Genomic DNA, 14,172 nt, shown 5'->3' with positions numbered 1-14,172 from the left:
TTTTTTGCCCCCTAAGAATTAGAAAGCAGCTCGTACCAGGAGCTGCTTTTTTTTTATCATAGCATTTTATGCTTTTAAATTATCTGGAAGAGAATCAAAAGACGTCTGAAAAGCAAAGTCTCCTATTATGACTCCTTGCGCCAACAACAAATGGCCATTAGGGCTGGCAAATTCAGAATCTCCAACAGAAATGTTATGAATCACTCCTTTATAAGTTCCAATTGAAATCATGTGAATAAACACAGGTTTGCCTTGCCAATCAACAAGCTCTTGTCCTGGTCCTAATTTTGAACCTATAGTGTATTTGCCATTTGCAAGTAAAAAAGGTTGGTCTGAAGTGCAGATAATTTCTTTGTCATATCCTAAAGTAATATAAAGTGCAGTAATATACCATTCAGGAGTGCCTTGACTAAAAGTAACTTTCGTTTCTGATGAAGATAGTTCAAGTTTGCCCGATTCCACTTTTGCAGAAAATGCCAAAACTGAGTCTCCTCTTTGCAAATTACTGATAGCTCTTTCTCCTGAAGGAGTAGCAATTTTAGTGTCCCCTGCCGTACATTTAAGGGTTAAATCATTTAATAGTTGATTAGAATCTGGTTCCATAGTTTTATGTTTTTAAGTCCCATCCAAAATACATCATTAAAAACACTTCGTTTAAAGTATAAATACCTGTTTTTAAAGCAACAAGCAATACAATACTATTTAAATATCAGGCAATTGTTTTCTTAAGTTTGAACCTATTTTTACGAGTTTCCAAAAAAAATCAGTTTCTGATGTCAATATTATTTTTTGAGATTCTTTAAAAACATAAGAATGTGCAAAAGCATAAATATAGTCCAGTAAATCGATCAATCTGAAACTTTTCCTGTATTCTGGCCTCACTTCTATGCTGTTGGCAAAACAAACATTCTCAGATTCTTGATCTCCTATAAAAAATAATCCTAAATGATCTGAAAGCATTTTTATTACTTCAGTATTTACAGTTGTACATTCTTGAGTTTGTTTATTCAATAAAAAATCAAGAGTAAAAGACAGATCGCTATTACGTCCTTTTATTTTTTGAGTACAAAGCTCTAGATCGTCAAAATCTGAAAATGTAGTCTTTGATTCTTCATCTTGCAAAACCTCTATTTTATTTAAATATAGCTGTACTATCATCTTGAAAATCTTAATTGATATAAAATTATTTTTTTTATAAATAAAATGTAAAACACATAGAAATCAATTATTTTAAAGAACGAAATATAATCGATAAAATCAAAAAAACATCGTTAAAAAACAACTTATATTACTGATTTACATATATTTGTACAACATAAATAACATTACGCATAAAATAAGAAGCCAAAATTGACGTTTGATTATTGATTAATGCTGTTTTTTTGACAGCAAAACTATTTTCAAAAACAATTTAAAATACGAATGCCTGAACCAAACTAAAACCTATGCAAAAAAAACTTGTTATTTTAGTATTGTTAATCGTATTTTCGTTTCGTGCAGCCGCACAAACTGAAACTTTTTATAAAACAGACAAAATCGGCGAAAAATATGCTTATGTCGATGTTATCAGAACCTACGAAAAGGTTGCTGCAAAGGGCTACAAGTCTGTAGATTTATTTCAGAAACTAGGAAATTCTTCTTATTCGAATTGCGAACTAGAAAAAGCTGCCGAATGGTACAGCGAACTCTTTGCTCTAACCACAGATTTAGATCCTGTTTATTATTACCGATACGCAGAATCGTTACGTTCGATTTCTGAAAATGAAAAAGCAGACGCACTTATTGAAAAATTAAAACATAAACCAAAAACTTCGATAAAAAAGAAAGTCTAATTTCTTGAAGCTGATATAAAAAAACCTCTCATTTCTGAGAGGTTTTTTATTTTCTAATTTTATTATTCTCATGCCATAGATGTCTCGTGCATTACTTTATGTTCCCTTTAGTTTTTTAATATTTTCTTCGAAATCAAAGCTCCATTCACTTTTGCTTTCAATAGATATGGACCTTGATTCAATTTAGAAATATCAATTTTATTATTTAAATCCAATATCGGAGTGCTTACCAATCTGCCATTCCAATCAAAAATTTGCAAGCCTTCAATCTGAGTATCATTTTCGGCTTTTATACTTATAAAGTCTCTTGAAGGGTTTGGATAAACCACTAAAGATGATTTATTTTCTATTACTGGAACATTTAAATTATTAGCATATTTCCATAATTTATTATCTTTTGCATAGTACAGGTAATCCTTAAAAGAAACAATACTTAACACATTGTCTAATGCACCAATTTGCTGAAGTGAATTTGAACTTAAATTTAAAATAAACCCTTTTGTAAAATTATTTTCAACTACTGATGCTATATAATATTCATTATCATTAATTTTCAAAAGCGTAGAGGCGTCTATCCTGTCTATAAAAATAAAAGGTTTTTTTATACCGTTTGATATTTCTCCAAAATTTTTCACTGTATTGTCTACAAGATTTAATGACACTAAAGATGCCCCTCCTGTTTCATTTTCTGTAGAAAAAAGCAAAGAATTATCTGTTTTAGTAAAATTTGAAGGAGAAAAATAGTGATCACTTACTTTACTATATACTTCGGCTACATTGCTATTAACTGAATCAAATTTCCATATCGACAATTTGTTCAAATCGGCAGAAAAAAACATAAAATACAAATTATTGTTTGCTTCGATAACACTACTATGATGTACTAAATATTGTTGGGCTACCCAAACGTTACCTATCACTTTTGTGTTTTCAAGCGTTCCATCAGTTTCATGTAAATAATTTCTGCTGACAAAATACAATTTATTATTGTGTTCTATATATTGTGTCAATCCGGATGTACCTTGAGGATAAGATCCATTTCCATCTATTTCTGATGTTATCGGAAAAGTGCCTTCTGAAGTACCATTACTTCTCCAAACTCTAGAATCGTTTGTACCATAAGGCTGAAATGTAAATATAAAGGTGTTATTGCATTTGCCTTGAAAAGATGGTGTGTTCCAGATTGACATATTATCTTTAACCAATACTGTAGCTCCTGATGTTGCATCTGTTTTCCAGACTTGTAAGTTATATTCTTCTTGAATTAAAAAATAAATCGAATTGCCAACAGCTGTAAGACTTGAAGTTCTTCCATTAATAAAACTTGTTACTTTTACAGTGCCAGTGTCAGTTCCATCAGTTTTCCAAATCTCTCCAAGAGAACTTTTATCTTTTGCTATAAAATAAAAAACATCATTAATTACTGCACCAGTTTCCAATGTACCTGATACAGAAGACTCTGTACCTGTATAGATGTCTTTTATTAGTTTTGTGCCAGAAGTAGTTCCGTCACTTTTCCATATTTCTCGACCAGTATCAGCTTCACTAGCTTCAAATATAAGCTTATCGTTGATTTTTCTTAAACTCCACGGATAGCTTGTAAAATCATATATCTTTTGCTGTGCATTAGATTGAGGAAGAATACAAAGTATAAAAAATAAAAGTAGTTTTGTTTTCATTCAGTTTATTTAGTAAGTTTCTTATTAAATGTAAATATAGAAGTAAAAATCTATAAACAAAAAAACCTCTCATTTCTGAGAGGTTTTCTTTTATATAAAATTTACTATTTCTGATTTAGCAATTTTTCTAAATACTCAATTTTATCTTTTTCTGCTTGAAGCAAACGTTCGTAAAGCTTTTTATTTTCCTCAAAAGATTCTACTAATTTATCTAATGGATTGAAAGTACATTTGTTATTATGAATACTTCCGAAACTACTATCTGATACCGCTTCATTAAAAGTATTAAAATAATTAATTGCTGCTTCATCTGAAAAATTCTTAATTGCATCAACTGTAACACCAAGAGCTTTTGCTATTTCAGAAAGTCTATCTTCTTCTATAGTTTCGCTGTTTTCAATAGTAGATATTGTTTGCTGACTTATTCCCAAAGCCTGCGCTAAAGCTTCCTGTTTCATATCACGAAGTTCACGAATACGGCTTATTTTTCGCCCTATGTGATTTGGTTTTGTTAGTGTGCTCATAATTCAAAGATAATAATTAAGTGTGAAAACTTCCACGAGTAACAAACTTATTTACTACAGTACGATACCCGCAGAATCGGTTTGGTAAAATACAATCTATTTCTTCCTTCGCCGAATCAAACAAAAGTACAATTTTTCTTATAATAATTTCATAAAAGTCAAATTGTAAATCATTTAAAATATACCCCTTATGGAAACGAACGAAACAGAAAAGCTACAAAAACTGCAAAAATTAACCGCTCAGTATTTTACAACGCTAAAACCAACCAACGAAGCCAATTCTTATACCGCACAATTTAAAGTGATCAATTATTTAGAACTCGGCTGCCTCATTACCGATTTGCTGAAATTATGCATTCTAGCACTTGATAATGACATGCATAATTTTTCTAAAAAGGATAAAAGTACAACTATTAATGTAAGCCTGATTTTGGAAACGATTCTACATTTGTTTCCTATGGATGAAATGGAGTTTTTGGGGTTTGTTGGGGAGATTGTTGAATAGTTATATTTCAACCCAATTAGCACACAATCTTGTCATTTCGACGTAAGGAGAAATCTTCACGAAAAACTCGACAAAGATTGGCGACATTCTATATGGAGCTACTTGTGGAGATTTCTCCCTTCGGTCGAAATGACAAACTTTATGGAATTTTGTTGTTTTGCTGGCGCGAGTGTCTCGCTCGTGCATTACTTTGCGTTCACGAGCGAGACGCTCGCGCTAGCAGGAGGGAGATGGTTGAATAGTTATATTAACCCCAATTAACATACAATCTTGTCATTTCGACATAAGGAGAAATCTTCACGAGAAACTCGACAAAGATTGGCGACATTCTATATGGAGCTACTTGTGGAGATTTCTCCTTACGTCGAAACGACAAACTTTATGGAATTTTGTTGTTTTTGCTGGCGCGAGCGTCTCGCTCGTGCATTACTTTGCGTTCACGAGCGAGACGCTCGCGCTAGCAGGAGACAAAGAAAATATCATAATCGACTTTCATGATATCTCATTAATCTGTGAAAACTTTTCCAAATTTTTCTACTTTGTCTTTTTATGGCATCAGATCTATTTATTGATTTCATGCTATCATTTGCTTTATAAAGATAACTCAAATAATTTCCCCAATAATATTCTTTTGTTTTCAAGTATACTCTTGGATTATCTTTTGATGGGCGAAAAATTAATTTTCTACTTGCCCCTTTATATGTAAATCTTTTATATAATCTAGATTTAAAAATGTCCCTATCTGGATTTTTGCTGTTAATTGCCAAAGATGTAGATTTTTTAAAAGATCTTTTCATTGATCTATAAAACTTAGAGAAACCCGAAGTTTTAACTAAAATTTTTTGCCCATTATATTCAAAACCTAAATACTCTAAAGTTTTATTAAAATTAGGTTCTTTTGTTTTTTCGTCTATTTCAAAACCTAAAAATTTTCCATTTAATTCTTCAAATCTGTAAACTTTAGTCTTACTTTCACTAATTTCTAATTTTACTAAATTCTGAATTCTGTCTCTAACAAACTTAATTATATCATCTTCAAATTCTTGCTCGCAAATAATAATTAAATCATCACTATATCTTTGATAAAAACCTTTGTTCGATACAATCTTATCATACACCTCCTGATCAAAATCCATCATATAAACATTCGCTAATGTTGCGCTTATCGGACTACCTTGAGGTATTCCTTTAGTGCTATTGGCAGAGATAATAAGATTTAAATTATTCTTTAAAAAATCACTTTTACTACAATAAGCAACAGCATTTTTTTCTTTGAAATATTTATTAGAATTAATTTTTATTCTTTTGTATTCTTTTTTATCTGAATTAGGAATACCTTTTTCCACAATCATAGTTCCCAAATAACTATTAAATAATTGATCTGATTCTACGTATCGTAGATTTGTAAGTGCTTTAAATACATTAAAATGGCAGTCTGGTAAGGTTTTCTCATTTAGTAGTCTACTCCACTGTTTTTTTAATATTTTATGGTTTAAATTATCAAAAAAAGATGTTACATCTGCAACAATTACACTGAGTTTTTTTTCTTTATTCTTTTCAATATATTCAAAAGTATCTTTAGCAAAATCAATATTACATTTGTTTTTCTCTGAACCCTCAAATAGTGGAATTTTGCGATAAGCAACGATTGAATTATTGAAATTTTTTAGTTTCATCAATTCTTTATAATTTTCACTTAGTAGATAATTGTAATATGAAAATATCAAAGAATCTAAATGAGATGAATAATAAATGTTTCTGATTTTAGGAGTTCCTATAATTCGTCTTCTTTTTCCACTAGGATTTCTGGTATTTGTAGATAAATCAGCACGATATTTTCTTTGAACAATACATTTATGTACTAAGGGTAAAAAACTATGTTTTTTAATACAGTTTTCATCTTGTACATACCTCTTAATCCATTTATAATCTTTTTGTGTTATTGGTTCTCCAATATGAGGATAACGTTTTAATTTAAACCATTCTTCTATTTCCATATAAAAAAGGAGGGCCAGATTAATAGTAGCAGGTTTAGAATGCACATGCCTTTCGAAGCTTTCACATAAAATGCTATTTCAACACTACTCTCTTCAGGTATCGAAATTGTTATCTTTGTAATAAATCACTTAAACATCATTAAAATGCTTAGAAATAGATTCTTCAGATTCAACCTCAAGAAGCAAACAGCTTTAACACTGTTAGCAACCATTTCTTTACTTCTCTCTATTTATTTAAAGGGAAATTTGGAAATTGGTATTTTCTTTCCCGACTAACGTATATCTTAGAAGGTATTACCGAGTAAAACGTAACATTCTGACCTTCTGGCCCATATTTGATTTCATTTTAAAAATATTCTTTGTTCATTTAAAGCATAATCTTTGTTTTGCCTAAATATTAAGAAACTGATATTTAGCAAACATATAAAAAACCTTCCTAAAAAAATTACGGTAAACCGTAAACAATAAAATAAAAACAAAAAACCTCCCAATAATCTTGAGAGGTTTTCCATATCATAAAAAAAAATCCTTACATATTCCTTCTATATTGCCCACCAACCTCAAACAACGCCGAAGTAATCTGACCTAAAGAACAAACCTTTGTAGCTTCCATTAAATGGTCGAATAAATTTTCGTTTTTAATAGCCGCTTGCTGTAACGTATTTAAATGCTCGTTTACTTTTGCTTCGTGGAAATTATGCAAGTTATCCAACATTGTAATTTGATATTGTTTTTCTTCTTCTGTAGCACGAATAACTTCTGCCGGAATTACCGTTGGTGAACCTTTAGAACTCAAGAAAGTATTTACACCCACAATTGGGAAATCGCCGTTGTGCTTTAAAGTTTCGTAATACAAACTTTCTTCCTGAATTTTAGATCTTTGGTACATCGTTTCCATTGCGCCTAGAACTCCGCCACGTTCTGTGATTCTGTCGAATTCTTGAAGAACTGCAGCTTCCACTAAATCGGTTAATTCTTCGATGATGAACGAACCTTGAATTGGGTTTTCGTTTTTTGCTAAACCTAATTCTTTATTAATAATCAACTGAATCGCCATTGCACGACGTACAGATTCTTCTGTTGGTGTTGTAATCGCTTCGTCGTAAGCATTTGTGTGCAATGAATTACAGTTGTCATAAATCGCATACAGAGCCTGTAAAGTCGTTCTAATATCATTAAAATCAATTTCCTGTGCGTGTAACGAACGTCCAGATGTCTGAATATGATATTTCAGCATTTGCGCTCTTTCGTTGGCTCCGTATTTGTTTTTCATGGCTTTTGCCCAAATTTTACGTGCCACACGTCCAATTACTGAATATTCAGGATCTACTCCGTTTGAGAAAAAGAACGATAAGTTTGGTCCAAAATCGTTGATATTCATGCCTCGGCTCAAATAATATTCCACGTAAGTGAAACCATTTGAAAGTGTAAATGCCAATTGCGTAATTGGATTTGCTCCTGCCTCTGCAATATGATATCCAGAAATTGAAACCGAATAGAAATTACGAACGTTTTTAGTAATAAAATATTCCTGAACGTCACCCATTAAACGCAAAGCAAATTCGGTTGAGAAAATACAAGTATTCTGCGCCTGATCTTCTTTTAAAATATCGGCCTGAACCGTTCCACGAACTTGAGCTAACGTTTTTACTTTTATTTCGTTATACACTTCCAAAGGTAAAACCTGATCTCCCGTAACCCCCAAAAGCATTAATCCTAAACCGTTGTTTCCGGCAGGAAGTTCGCCTTGATATTTCGGTCTTTCGATTCCTTTGTCTTTATATAATTTGTTGATTTTAGCTTCAACTTCTTTTTCTAATTCATTTGCCTTGATGTAAATCTCACATTGCTGATCGATTGCCGCATTCATAAAGAAACCTAACAACATTGGCGCAGGCCCATTAATTGTCATACTTACCGAAGTTAAAGCATGAACCAAATCGAAACCTGAGTATAGTTTTTTAGCATCATCTAAACAGCAGATTGAAACTCCTGCATTTCCAATTTTTCCATAAATATCTGGACGTAAATCTGGATCGTTTCCGTATAAAGTAACACTGTCAAAAGCTGTCGAAAGACGTTTTGCAGGCATTCCCGCGCTTACATAATGGAAACGTTTGTTGGTTCTTTCTGGTCCACCCTCGCCCGCAAACATTCTTGACGGATCTTCGCCTTCACGTTTAAACGGATATAATCCAGAAGCAAAAGGAAATTCTCCAGGAACATTTTCCTGTAAATTCCAACGCAAAATATCGCCCCAGCCTTCATATTTAGGCAAAGCAATTTTCGGAATCTGCAAATGTGATAAACTTTCAGAATGCGTTGCAATCTTGATTTCTTTATCACGAACTTTAAACGAGTAAACTGGATTTTTGTATTTCGCTACTTTTTCATCCCAATTTAGGATAATTTCCCAATTGTACGGATCTAAGTCCATTTTTACTTTATCGAATTGATTTAGCAAAAGATTTAAAAAGATTCTGTTTTCGTCGTGCTCAGCAATTCCGCTTGGCAAAACAGTTGAATCGTCGATTCCTGCTTTGGTAATCTGCGGAACTTTTCCAGAAACCGATTCTATGGTTTTGAAAATTCCGTATAATTTCTGTGCTACTTTTTGCTGTGAAATGGCTGTTTCGTCATAACTTCTGTTATTCTCTGCAATTTCAGATAAATAACGCGTTCTGTGTGGCGGAATTACGAAGATTTTCTCACTCATTTCTTTCGTGATTTCAAAAGTCGATTTCAAATCTGAAGCCGTTTTTTCAACCACTTTATCCATAATCGCTTTGTAAAGCGTGTTCATTCCCGGATCGTTAAACTGCGAAGCAATCGTTCCGAAAACTGGCATTTCGTCTGGGCTTTTGTCCCAAAGATTATGGTTTCTTTGATATTGTTTTTTTACATCGCGCAAAGCATCCAACGCGCCACGTTTATCAAATTTATTTAAAGCCACTAAATCGGCAAAATCAAGCATATCGATTTTTTCCAATTGTGTTGCCGCTCCAAACTCTGGTGTCATTACATATAAAGAAACGTCTGAATGATCCATAATCTCAGTATCAGACTGACCAATTCCTGAAGTTTCCAGAATAATCAAATCATATTTTGCAGCTTTCAAAACCTGAATCGCTTCGGCTACATATTTAGATAAAGCCAAATTTGACTGACGTGTTGCCAGCGAACGCATGTAAACACGAGGATTATTAATCGCATTCATACGGATTCTGTCTCCTAAAAGCGCTCCTCCCGTTTTTCTCTTAGAAGGATCGACAGAAATTAATCCGATTGTTTTTTCTGGAAAATCAATTAAAAATCGGCGAACCAATTCGTCAACCAAAGAAGATTTTCCTGCACCACCCGTTCCTGTAATTCCTAAAACTGGAATTTTTGAAGTGGCATTGCTTTCGTGAATTTTATCAAAAACTGGTTTTGCAATTTCTGGGAAGTTTTCGGCTGCAGAAATTAAACGTGCAATTGCCGTTGGAATTTTATTTTCGATATGATCGATTTCTCCGTTCAGTTTATCTCCAATAGGAAAATCAGCTCGCTGAACCAAATCATTAATCATTCCTTGAAGTCCTAAAGAACGGCCGTCATCTGGAGAATAAATTCTTGTAATACCATATTCGTGTAATTCTTCAATTTCGCTAGGAAGGATTACTCCGCCGCCGCCGCCAAAAATCTTAATATGTCCTGCTCCTTTTTCGCGGAGCAAATCATACATATATTTAAAGTATTCGTTGTGTCCGCCTTGGTACGAAGTCATTGCAATAGCATTGGCATCTTCTTGAATTGCGGTATTTACCACTTCTTCAACACTTCTGTCGTGACCTAAGTGAATTACCTCAACGCCCGTAGACTGTATTATACGACGCATGATATTGATGGCAGCATCATGTCCGTCAAAAAGCGAAGCAGCAGTAACAATTCTTACTTTATTTTTAGGAATATATGGTATTTGTTGTTCCATTTTATGAATATGATAATTTTATGCGACCAATGTACAAAATATTTTAATATTTGATTAAGACAATAGCTTTATGTTAACAAAAATAAATCGATTTCGTAAACCGATAAGGTAACAATTTACGTAATTAATTGATATAGTTAAAGAAAGCTTAAAGACATGGCAATTTCGCAACATTTAAATAAAATCAGGAAACATGTTTTGAGTACTCCAATAGTAATTTAGCAGTGTAGAAAAGCCCCAAATTTTTACCTATGACTTACATAGAAAAGTAATAACGTAAAAATTAAAAAAATGAGAACATTTTATTCATTCACCGTAATTTTAGGTTTGAGTTTTTTTGTATTTTCTTTTAGTAAACTTGAAAGCACTAATACTACATATACAAAAACTTCAAACAACACAATCGTTTACCATAACAATCATGATGTAGACGAAATTTCGAACGACTTCTTTAAAAGATATTCTGATTTGAAAAAATATAAATCTGATGTGATGTCGTTGTACAAAAACAGAACTCTTGGAACGATTTGGTTTGATGAAGACGAAATCAGCGAATTTGGAACTGTTTTGTATGAAAAAGCAAAAAAAACAAATGATTTGGTGATTCCTTATCAAAAAGAAATTGATCAATTGTTTAGCTCTTCATCAGACAAAAGCACTCTTTCTCAAACTGATGCAGACATGTTATTAAGTTCTTTGTATGTTTTATACACCAAAAAAAATAACGCAGATAAGAAAAAACTAGCTTACAATGAAATGCTGAAAGATTTCTTGAACTATAGCACAATCGAAGAAACAGCTACAGTTGATGCTAATGCAAAAGTGGAGTATGATCAATATTACAAATTGCAAGATATTCTAAAAAAATACAAAAGATTAGAAAATTCTAGCAAATGGAAACCAATTGTTCCTGCTGAAACTCCATACAAAGATTTACGTCCAGATGCGGTTTCAAATACTATTGCACAGGTTAGAACTCGTTTGTACTTATTAGGAGATTTAAAAAATGATTCTAAAAGTGATGTTTATGATCGTGAATTGATGGATGCCGTAATGAAATACAAAGTTCGTAATGGTTTTAAACCCAATTATATTTTAGCAGAAGAACATATTAAAGAAATGAATGTTCCGCTTGAAGATAAAGTTGCGACTTTAAAACTTAATATGGAAAGATGTCGTGAAATTTCGGCTTTAATTGCTGCTAGCGATGAGTATGTATTGGTAAACGTGCCTTCTTATGAATTGATTTATGTGAAAAACGGAAAAGTTCAATTGACTTCGCCCGTATTTGTGGGAGCGCCTTTAACTAAAACAACCATTTTTAATGGTGAAATTGACAGAATTGTTTTTAGCCCTTATTGGACAGTTCCGCAAAGCATTGTACAAAATGAATTAAGATCTAAAATTGCTTCAGATCCAAATTATCTTGCAGAGAAAAACATGGAAATGATTAACGGACAAGTAAGACAAAAACCAGGACCAGACAATTCTTTAGGATTAGTAAAATTTATGTTTCCAAATCCAGATGATATTTATATGCACGATACGCCATCTAAAACTTTATTCGATTTTGAAAAAAGAACTTTCAGCCACGGATGCATTAATGTGAAAATGGCTAAAGAATTAGCTGTTGCAATGCTGAAAGATTATCCTGAATGGACTCAAGAAAAAATAGATAAAGCTATGGCAGGTAAAGTAGAAAACAGTTTTAAACTGACAAAAAAAGTACCTATTTATATTACTTATTTTACTTCATTGGTAAATGAAAAAGGTGAAGTTGGTTTCTTTCAAGATGTTTATGAAAAAGATGGCAACTCTAAAAATACGGAAACATCTATTACTGTAAATTAATTCTATTTAGAATTAACATAAAATCGGAAGCTCACAATGTGGGCTTCCGATTTTTTTTTCGTCAATAAAAAAACCTTAATGTGCTGTTTTTGAATCTTTTAGGTCTAAAAATATATTTAATCGCTCTATACCTTTGTCTCATATTAATACCACTAATTTTTATTGATCATGAAAACTGAAAACATTGAGGGATTAACACTTTTTGAAATTAATTTGTTGATACAACAAGGCGGAAGATTTGTAATGTTTCCTAATATAATGTCTAAACTTAAAAGCATTTATTTTGTTCGCCCTAAAGAAAAAATATTCAAATATACCTTAAAGCATTTTTTTTAAAATATCTCGAATAGATGGCGAGACTTTCCTTTAAGACCATTTTATATTTCAAAATCTTTATTTTATCTGGCAATAGGCGGTAAAGATTATACAAGTAAAGTATTGGCCGATTTAAATCGAGTCAATCCAATTTACAATCCAAATTTATATTGCTTGCAATACGTTTAAAGCCCTTTTTTGTCCCAAACAAATTATAATTTTTCAAGGCAAAAAAGCAATTTAAAAGCACGATTGAAACAAACGAATTGCTTTTTGCTCTTGAAAAAATTACAATCTGAAATCATTTTATTCACTTTGCAAGATGCCTTTTTTACTCAACAGAAAACATAAAAATTTACTATTAGTATATTAGAAATAACGTAAAATGTTATTCTTAAATCTTTTAAGGGTAATATTATTTTAACTTTTTTTCTTCTTTTGCTTTATTGTTTAGCCACATTTTTTTTATAACCGTTTAAAAATTAAACCATTATGAAAACAAATAATATAGAAGGTCTTACGCCATTTGAAATAAATCTTTTAATTCAGCAAGGAGGAAAGTTTATCATTTTTCCATTTATTATTTCTAAAATGGTAAAAAGGATTAAAGAAACTAATATCTATTTTATTCGACCAAATGAAAGTACATTCAAATATGCTATTAAACACTTTTTTTTGAATTTATCGCTAAGCTTGCGCATTTTTCCTTTGGCTCCAATTTATATTATAATGTCATTTTTTTATTTAATGAAAGGCGGAAAAGATTATACAGAAACTATGTTAGAAGATTTAAACACCAATAGCCCAATTTACAAGCCTCAATCTAAATTATCATACTAATAAAGTCTCAAAAAAAAACTTAAAATCATCTCATTTTTTTATGAGATGATTTTTTTTTCAAATTCATACAAAAACCAATTCTAATAAAGATCTAAAAATCAATAGTTTTAATTTAAAAACATGAAATACATAAGATTTTATCCTTATTTTAGCTTCTGTTATTTTCACCTAAAAACTCAACTTTATGGAAGATTCAAACGAGTTAGTACAAAAACAAAGCTGGCTAAACCGAAACTGGAAATGGCTTATTCCTAGCGGATGTTTAACTCTTTTAGTATTAGTCGCTTTATTTATTGGAGGAGTTTTCTATGAAGTAACTTCAGTACTTAAAGATTCTGAAGCTTATAAAGAATCTATGATAGCCGTAGAAAATAACAAACTTGTAGTTGAAAAACTCGGATCTCCTGTAGAAACAGACGGAATGGTTTCTGGAACTGTGACTTCGCATAATAACATACGAACTTGCGATGTACAAGTTCCACTTAAAGGTCCAAAAGGCAAAGGAACTTTATTTGTTGTAGGCGAAAAAAGAGGTACATGGAAATACAGCGAAATGTCGGTCTACATTGAGAAAACAAATGAGAAAATTGATCTTTTGAAAAAGTAATTTTATGGAGAAATATTTTTTCCTTTTGTTTTTAGTCTGTTTTATTTCATGC

General features: G+C 31.7%; 11 protein-coding genes. 5 read left to right on the top strand and 6 right to left on the bottom strand.

Annotated elements, in window-relative coordinates:
- Positions 1-66 precede the first annotated feature (66 nt).
- Both JC605_RS14935 and JC605_RS14930 read right to left on the bottom strand, forming a co-directional pair.
- Positions 67-603: a hypothetical protein gene (locus JC605_RS14935; protein WP_198856959.1), complete on the bottom strand. Its 537-nt coding sequence runs from the start codon at positions 601-603 to the stop codon at positions 67-69.
- 99 nt (positions 604-702) lie between these two features.
- Positions 703-1,158, bottom strand: coding sequence for a hypothetical protein (locus tag JC605_RS14930; protein WP_198856958.1), 456 nt, complete (start codon positions 1,156-1,158; stop codon positions 703-705).
- A 287-nt stretch (positions 1,159-1,445) separates the two neighbouring features.
- Between JC605_RS14930 and JC605_RS14925 the strand changes: the two genes are divergently transcribed.
- The gene (locus JC605_RS14925) at positions 1,446-1,832 is read left to right on the top strand and encodes a flagellar motor protein MotB (protein ID WP_198856957.1); all 387 of its coding nucleotides are present in this window, start codon (positions 1,446-1,448) and stop codon (positions 1,830-1,832) included.
- A gap of 107 nt (positions 1,833-1,939) precedes the next feature.
- On the opposite strand, the gene JC605_RS14920 is transcribed toward JC605_RS14925, so the two are convergent.
- Complete coding sequence (locus JC605_RS14920; protein WP_198856956.1) at positions 1,940-3,511, bottom strand: T9SS type A sorting domain-containing protein; 1,572 nt, start codon at positions 3,509-3,511, stop codon at positions 1,940-1,942.
- Between the two features lie 104 nt (positions 3,512-3,615).
- Positions 3,616-4,035, bottom strand: coding sequence for a helix-turn-helix domain-containing protein (locus tag JC605_RS14915; RefSeq protein ID WP_198856955.1), 420 nt, complete (start codon positions 4,033-4,035; stop codon positions 3,616-3,618).
- A gap of 190 nt (positions 4,036-4,225) precedes the next feature.
- Between JC605_RS14915 and JC605_RS14910 the strand changes: the two genes are divergently transcribed.
- The gene (locus JC605_RS14910; protein ID WP_198856954.1) at positions 4,226-4,540 is read left to right on the top strand and encodes a hypothetical protein; all 315 of its coding nucleotides are present in this window, start codon (positions 4,226-4,228) and stop codon (positions 4,538-4,540) included.
- A gap of 479 nt (positions 4,541-5,019) precedes the next feature.
- Here JC605_RS14910 and JC605_RS14905 read toward each other — a convergent pair whose 3' ends face one another.
- Both JC605_RS14905 and JC605_RS14900 read right to left on the bottom strand, forming a co-directional pair.
- Complete coding sequence (locus tag JC605_RS14905) at positions 5,020-6,537, bottom strand: reverse transcriptase/maturase family protein (protein WP_198856953.1); 1,518 nt, start codon at positions 6,535-6,537, stop codon at positions 5,020-5,022.
- A gap of 529 nt (positions 6,538-7,066) precedes the next feature.
- Positions 7,067-10,507 (bottom strand): methylmalonyl-CoA mutase family protein, encoded by a 3,441-nt coding sequence (locus tag JC605_RS14900; RefSeq protein WP_198856952.1) that lies wholly within the window; start codon positions 10,505-10,507, stop codon positions 7,067-7,069.
- A gap of 291 nt (positions 10,508-10,798) precedes the next feature.
- On the opposite strand from JC605_RS14900, the gene JC605_RS14895 reads away from it, so the two are divergent.
- The 3 genes from JC605_RS14895 (at position 10,799) to JC605_RS14885 (ending at position 14,120) form a co-directional block, all read left to right on the top strand.
- Entirely contained in the window at positions 10,799-12,358 is a 1,560-nt protein-coding gene (locus JC605_RS14895) for a murein L,D-transpeptidase (protein ID WP_198856951.1), read from the top strand.
- An 807-nt stretch (positions 12,359-13,165) separates the two neighbouring features.
- Positions 13,166-13,513 (top strand): hypothetical protein, encoded by a 348-nt coding sequence (locus JC605_RS14890; protein ID WP_198856950.1) that lies wholly within the window; start codon positions 13,166-13,168, stop codon positions 13,511-13,513.
- Positions 13,514-13,697: 184 nt separating this feature from the next.
- Positions 13,698-14,120 carry a cytochrome c oxidase assembly factor Coa1 family protein gene (locus JC605_RS14885; protein ID WP_198856949.1) on the top strand — a complete coding sequence of 141 codons (423 nt, stop codon included), beginning with the start codon at positions 13,698-13,700 and terminating at the stop codon, positions 14,118-14,120.
- Positions 14,121-14,172: the final 52 nt, after the last annotated feature.

It is taken from the genome of Flavobacterium sp. IB48 (genome assembly GCF_016405855.1).
GTDB classification, from domain to species: Bacteria; Bacteroidota; Bacteroidia; order Flavobacteriales; family Flavobacteriaceae; genus Flavobacterium; species Flavobacterium ginsengisoli.
Note: the sequence above shows the minus strand (reverse complement) of the source record. Positions and strands in the feature narration are given on the sequence as shown.

Excerpts from the sequence above, each read along its gene's own strand:
- JC605_RS14920 (WP_198856956.1), bottom strand. The coding sequence starts at position 3,511 with ATGAAAACAAAACTACTTTTATTTTTTATACTTTGTATTCTTCCTCAA.
- JC605_RS14895 (WP_198856951.1), top strand. The coding sequence starts at position 10,799 with ATGAGAACATTTTATTCATTCACCGTAATTTTAGGTTTGAGTTTTTTT.
- JC605_RS14930 (WP_198856958.1), bottom strand. The coding sequence starts at position 1,158 with ATGATAGTACAGCTATATTTAAATAAAATAGAGGTTTTGCAAGATGAA.
- JC605_RS14935 (WP_198856959.1), bottom strand. The coding sequence starts at position 603 with ATGGAACCAGATTCTAATCAACTATTAAATGATTTAACCCTTAAATGT.
- JC605_RS14905 (WP_198856953.1), bottom strand. The coding sequence starts at position 6,537 with ATGGAAATAGAAGAATGGTTTAAATTAAAACGTTATCCTCATATTGGA.
- JC605_RS14915 (WP_198856955.1), bottom strand. The coding sequence starts at position 4,035 with ATGAGCACACTAACAAAACCAAATCACATAGGGCGAAAAATAAGCCGT.
- JC605_RS14925 (WP_198856957.1), top strand. The coding sequence starts at position 1,446 with ATGCAAAAAAAACTTGTTATTTTAGTATTGTTAATCGTATTTTCGTTT.
- JC605_RS14885 (WP_198856949.1), top strand. The coding sequence starts at position 13,698 with ATGGAAGATTCAAACGAGTTAGTACAAAAACAAAGCTGGCTAAACCGA.
- JC605_RS14910 (WP_198856954.1), top strand. The coding sequence starts at position 4,226 with ATGGAAACGAACGAAACAGAAAAGCTACAAAAACTGCAAAAATTAACC.
- JC605_RS14900 (WP_198856952.1), bottom strand. The coding sequence starts at position 10,507 with ATGGAACAACAAATACCATATATTCCTAAAAATAAAGTAAGAATTGTT.
- JC605_RS14890 (WP_198856950.1), top strand. The coding sequence starts at position 13,166 with ATGAAAACAAATAATATAGAAGGTCTTACGCCATTTGAAATAAATCTT.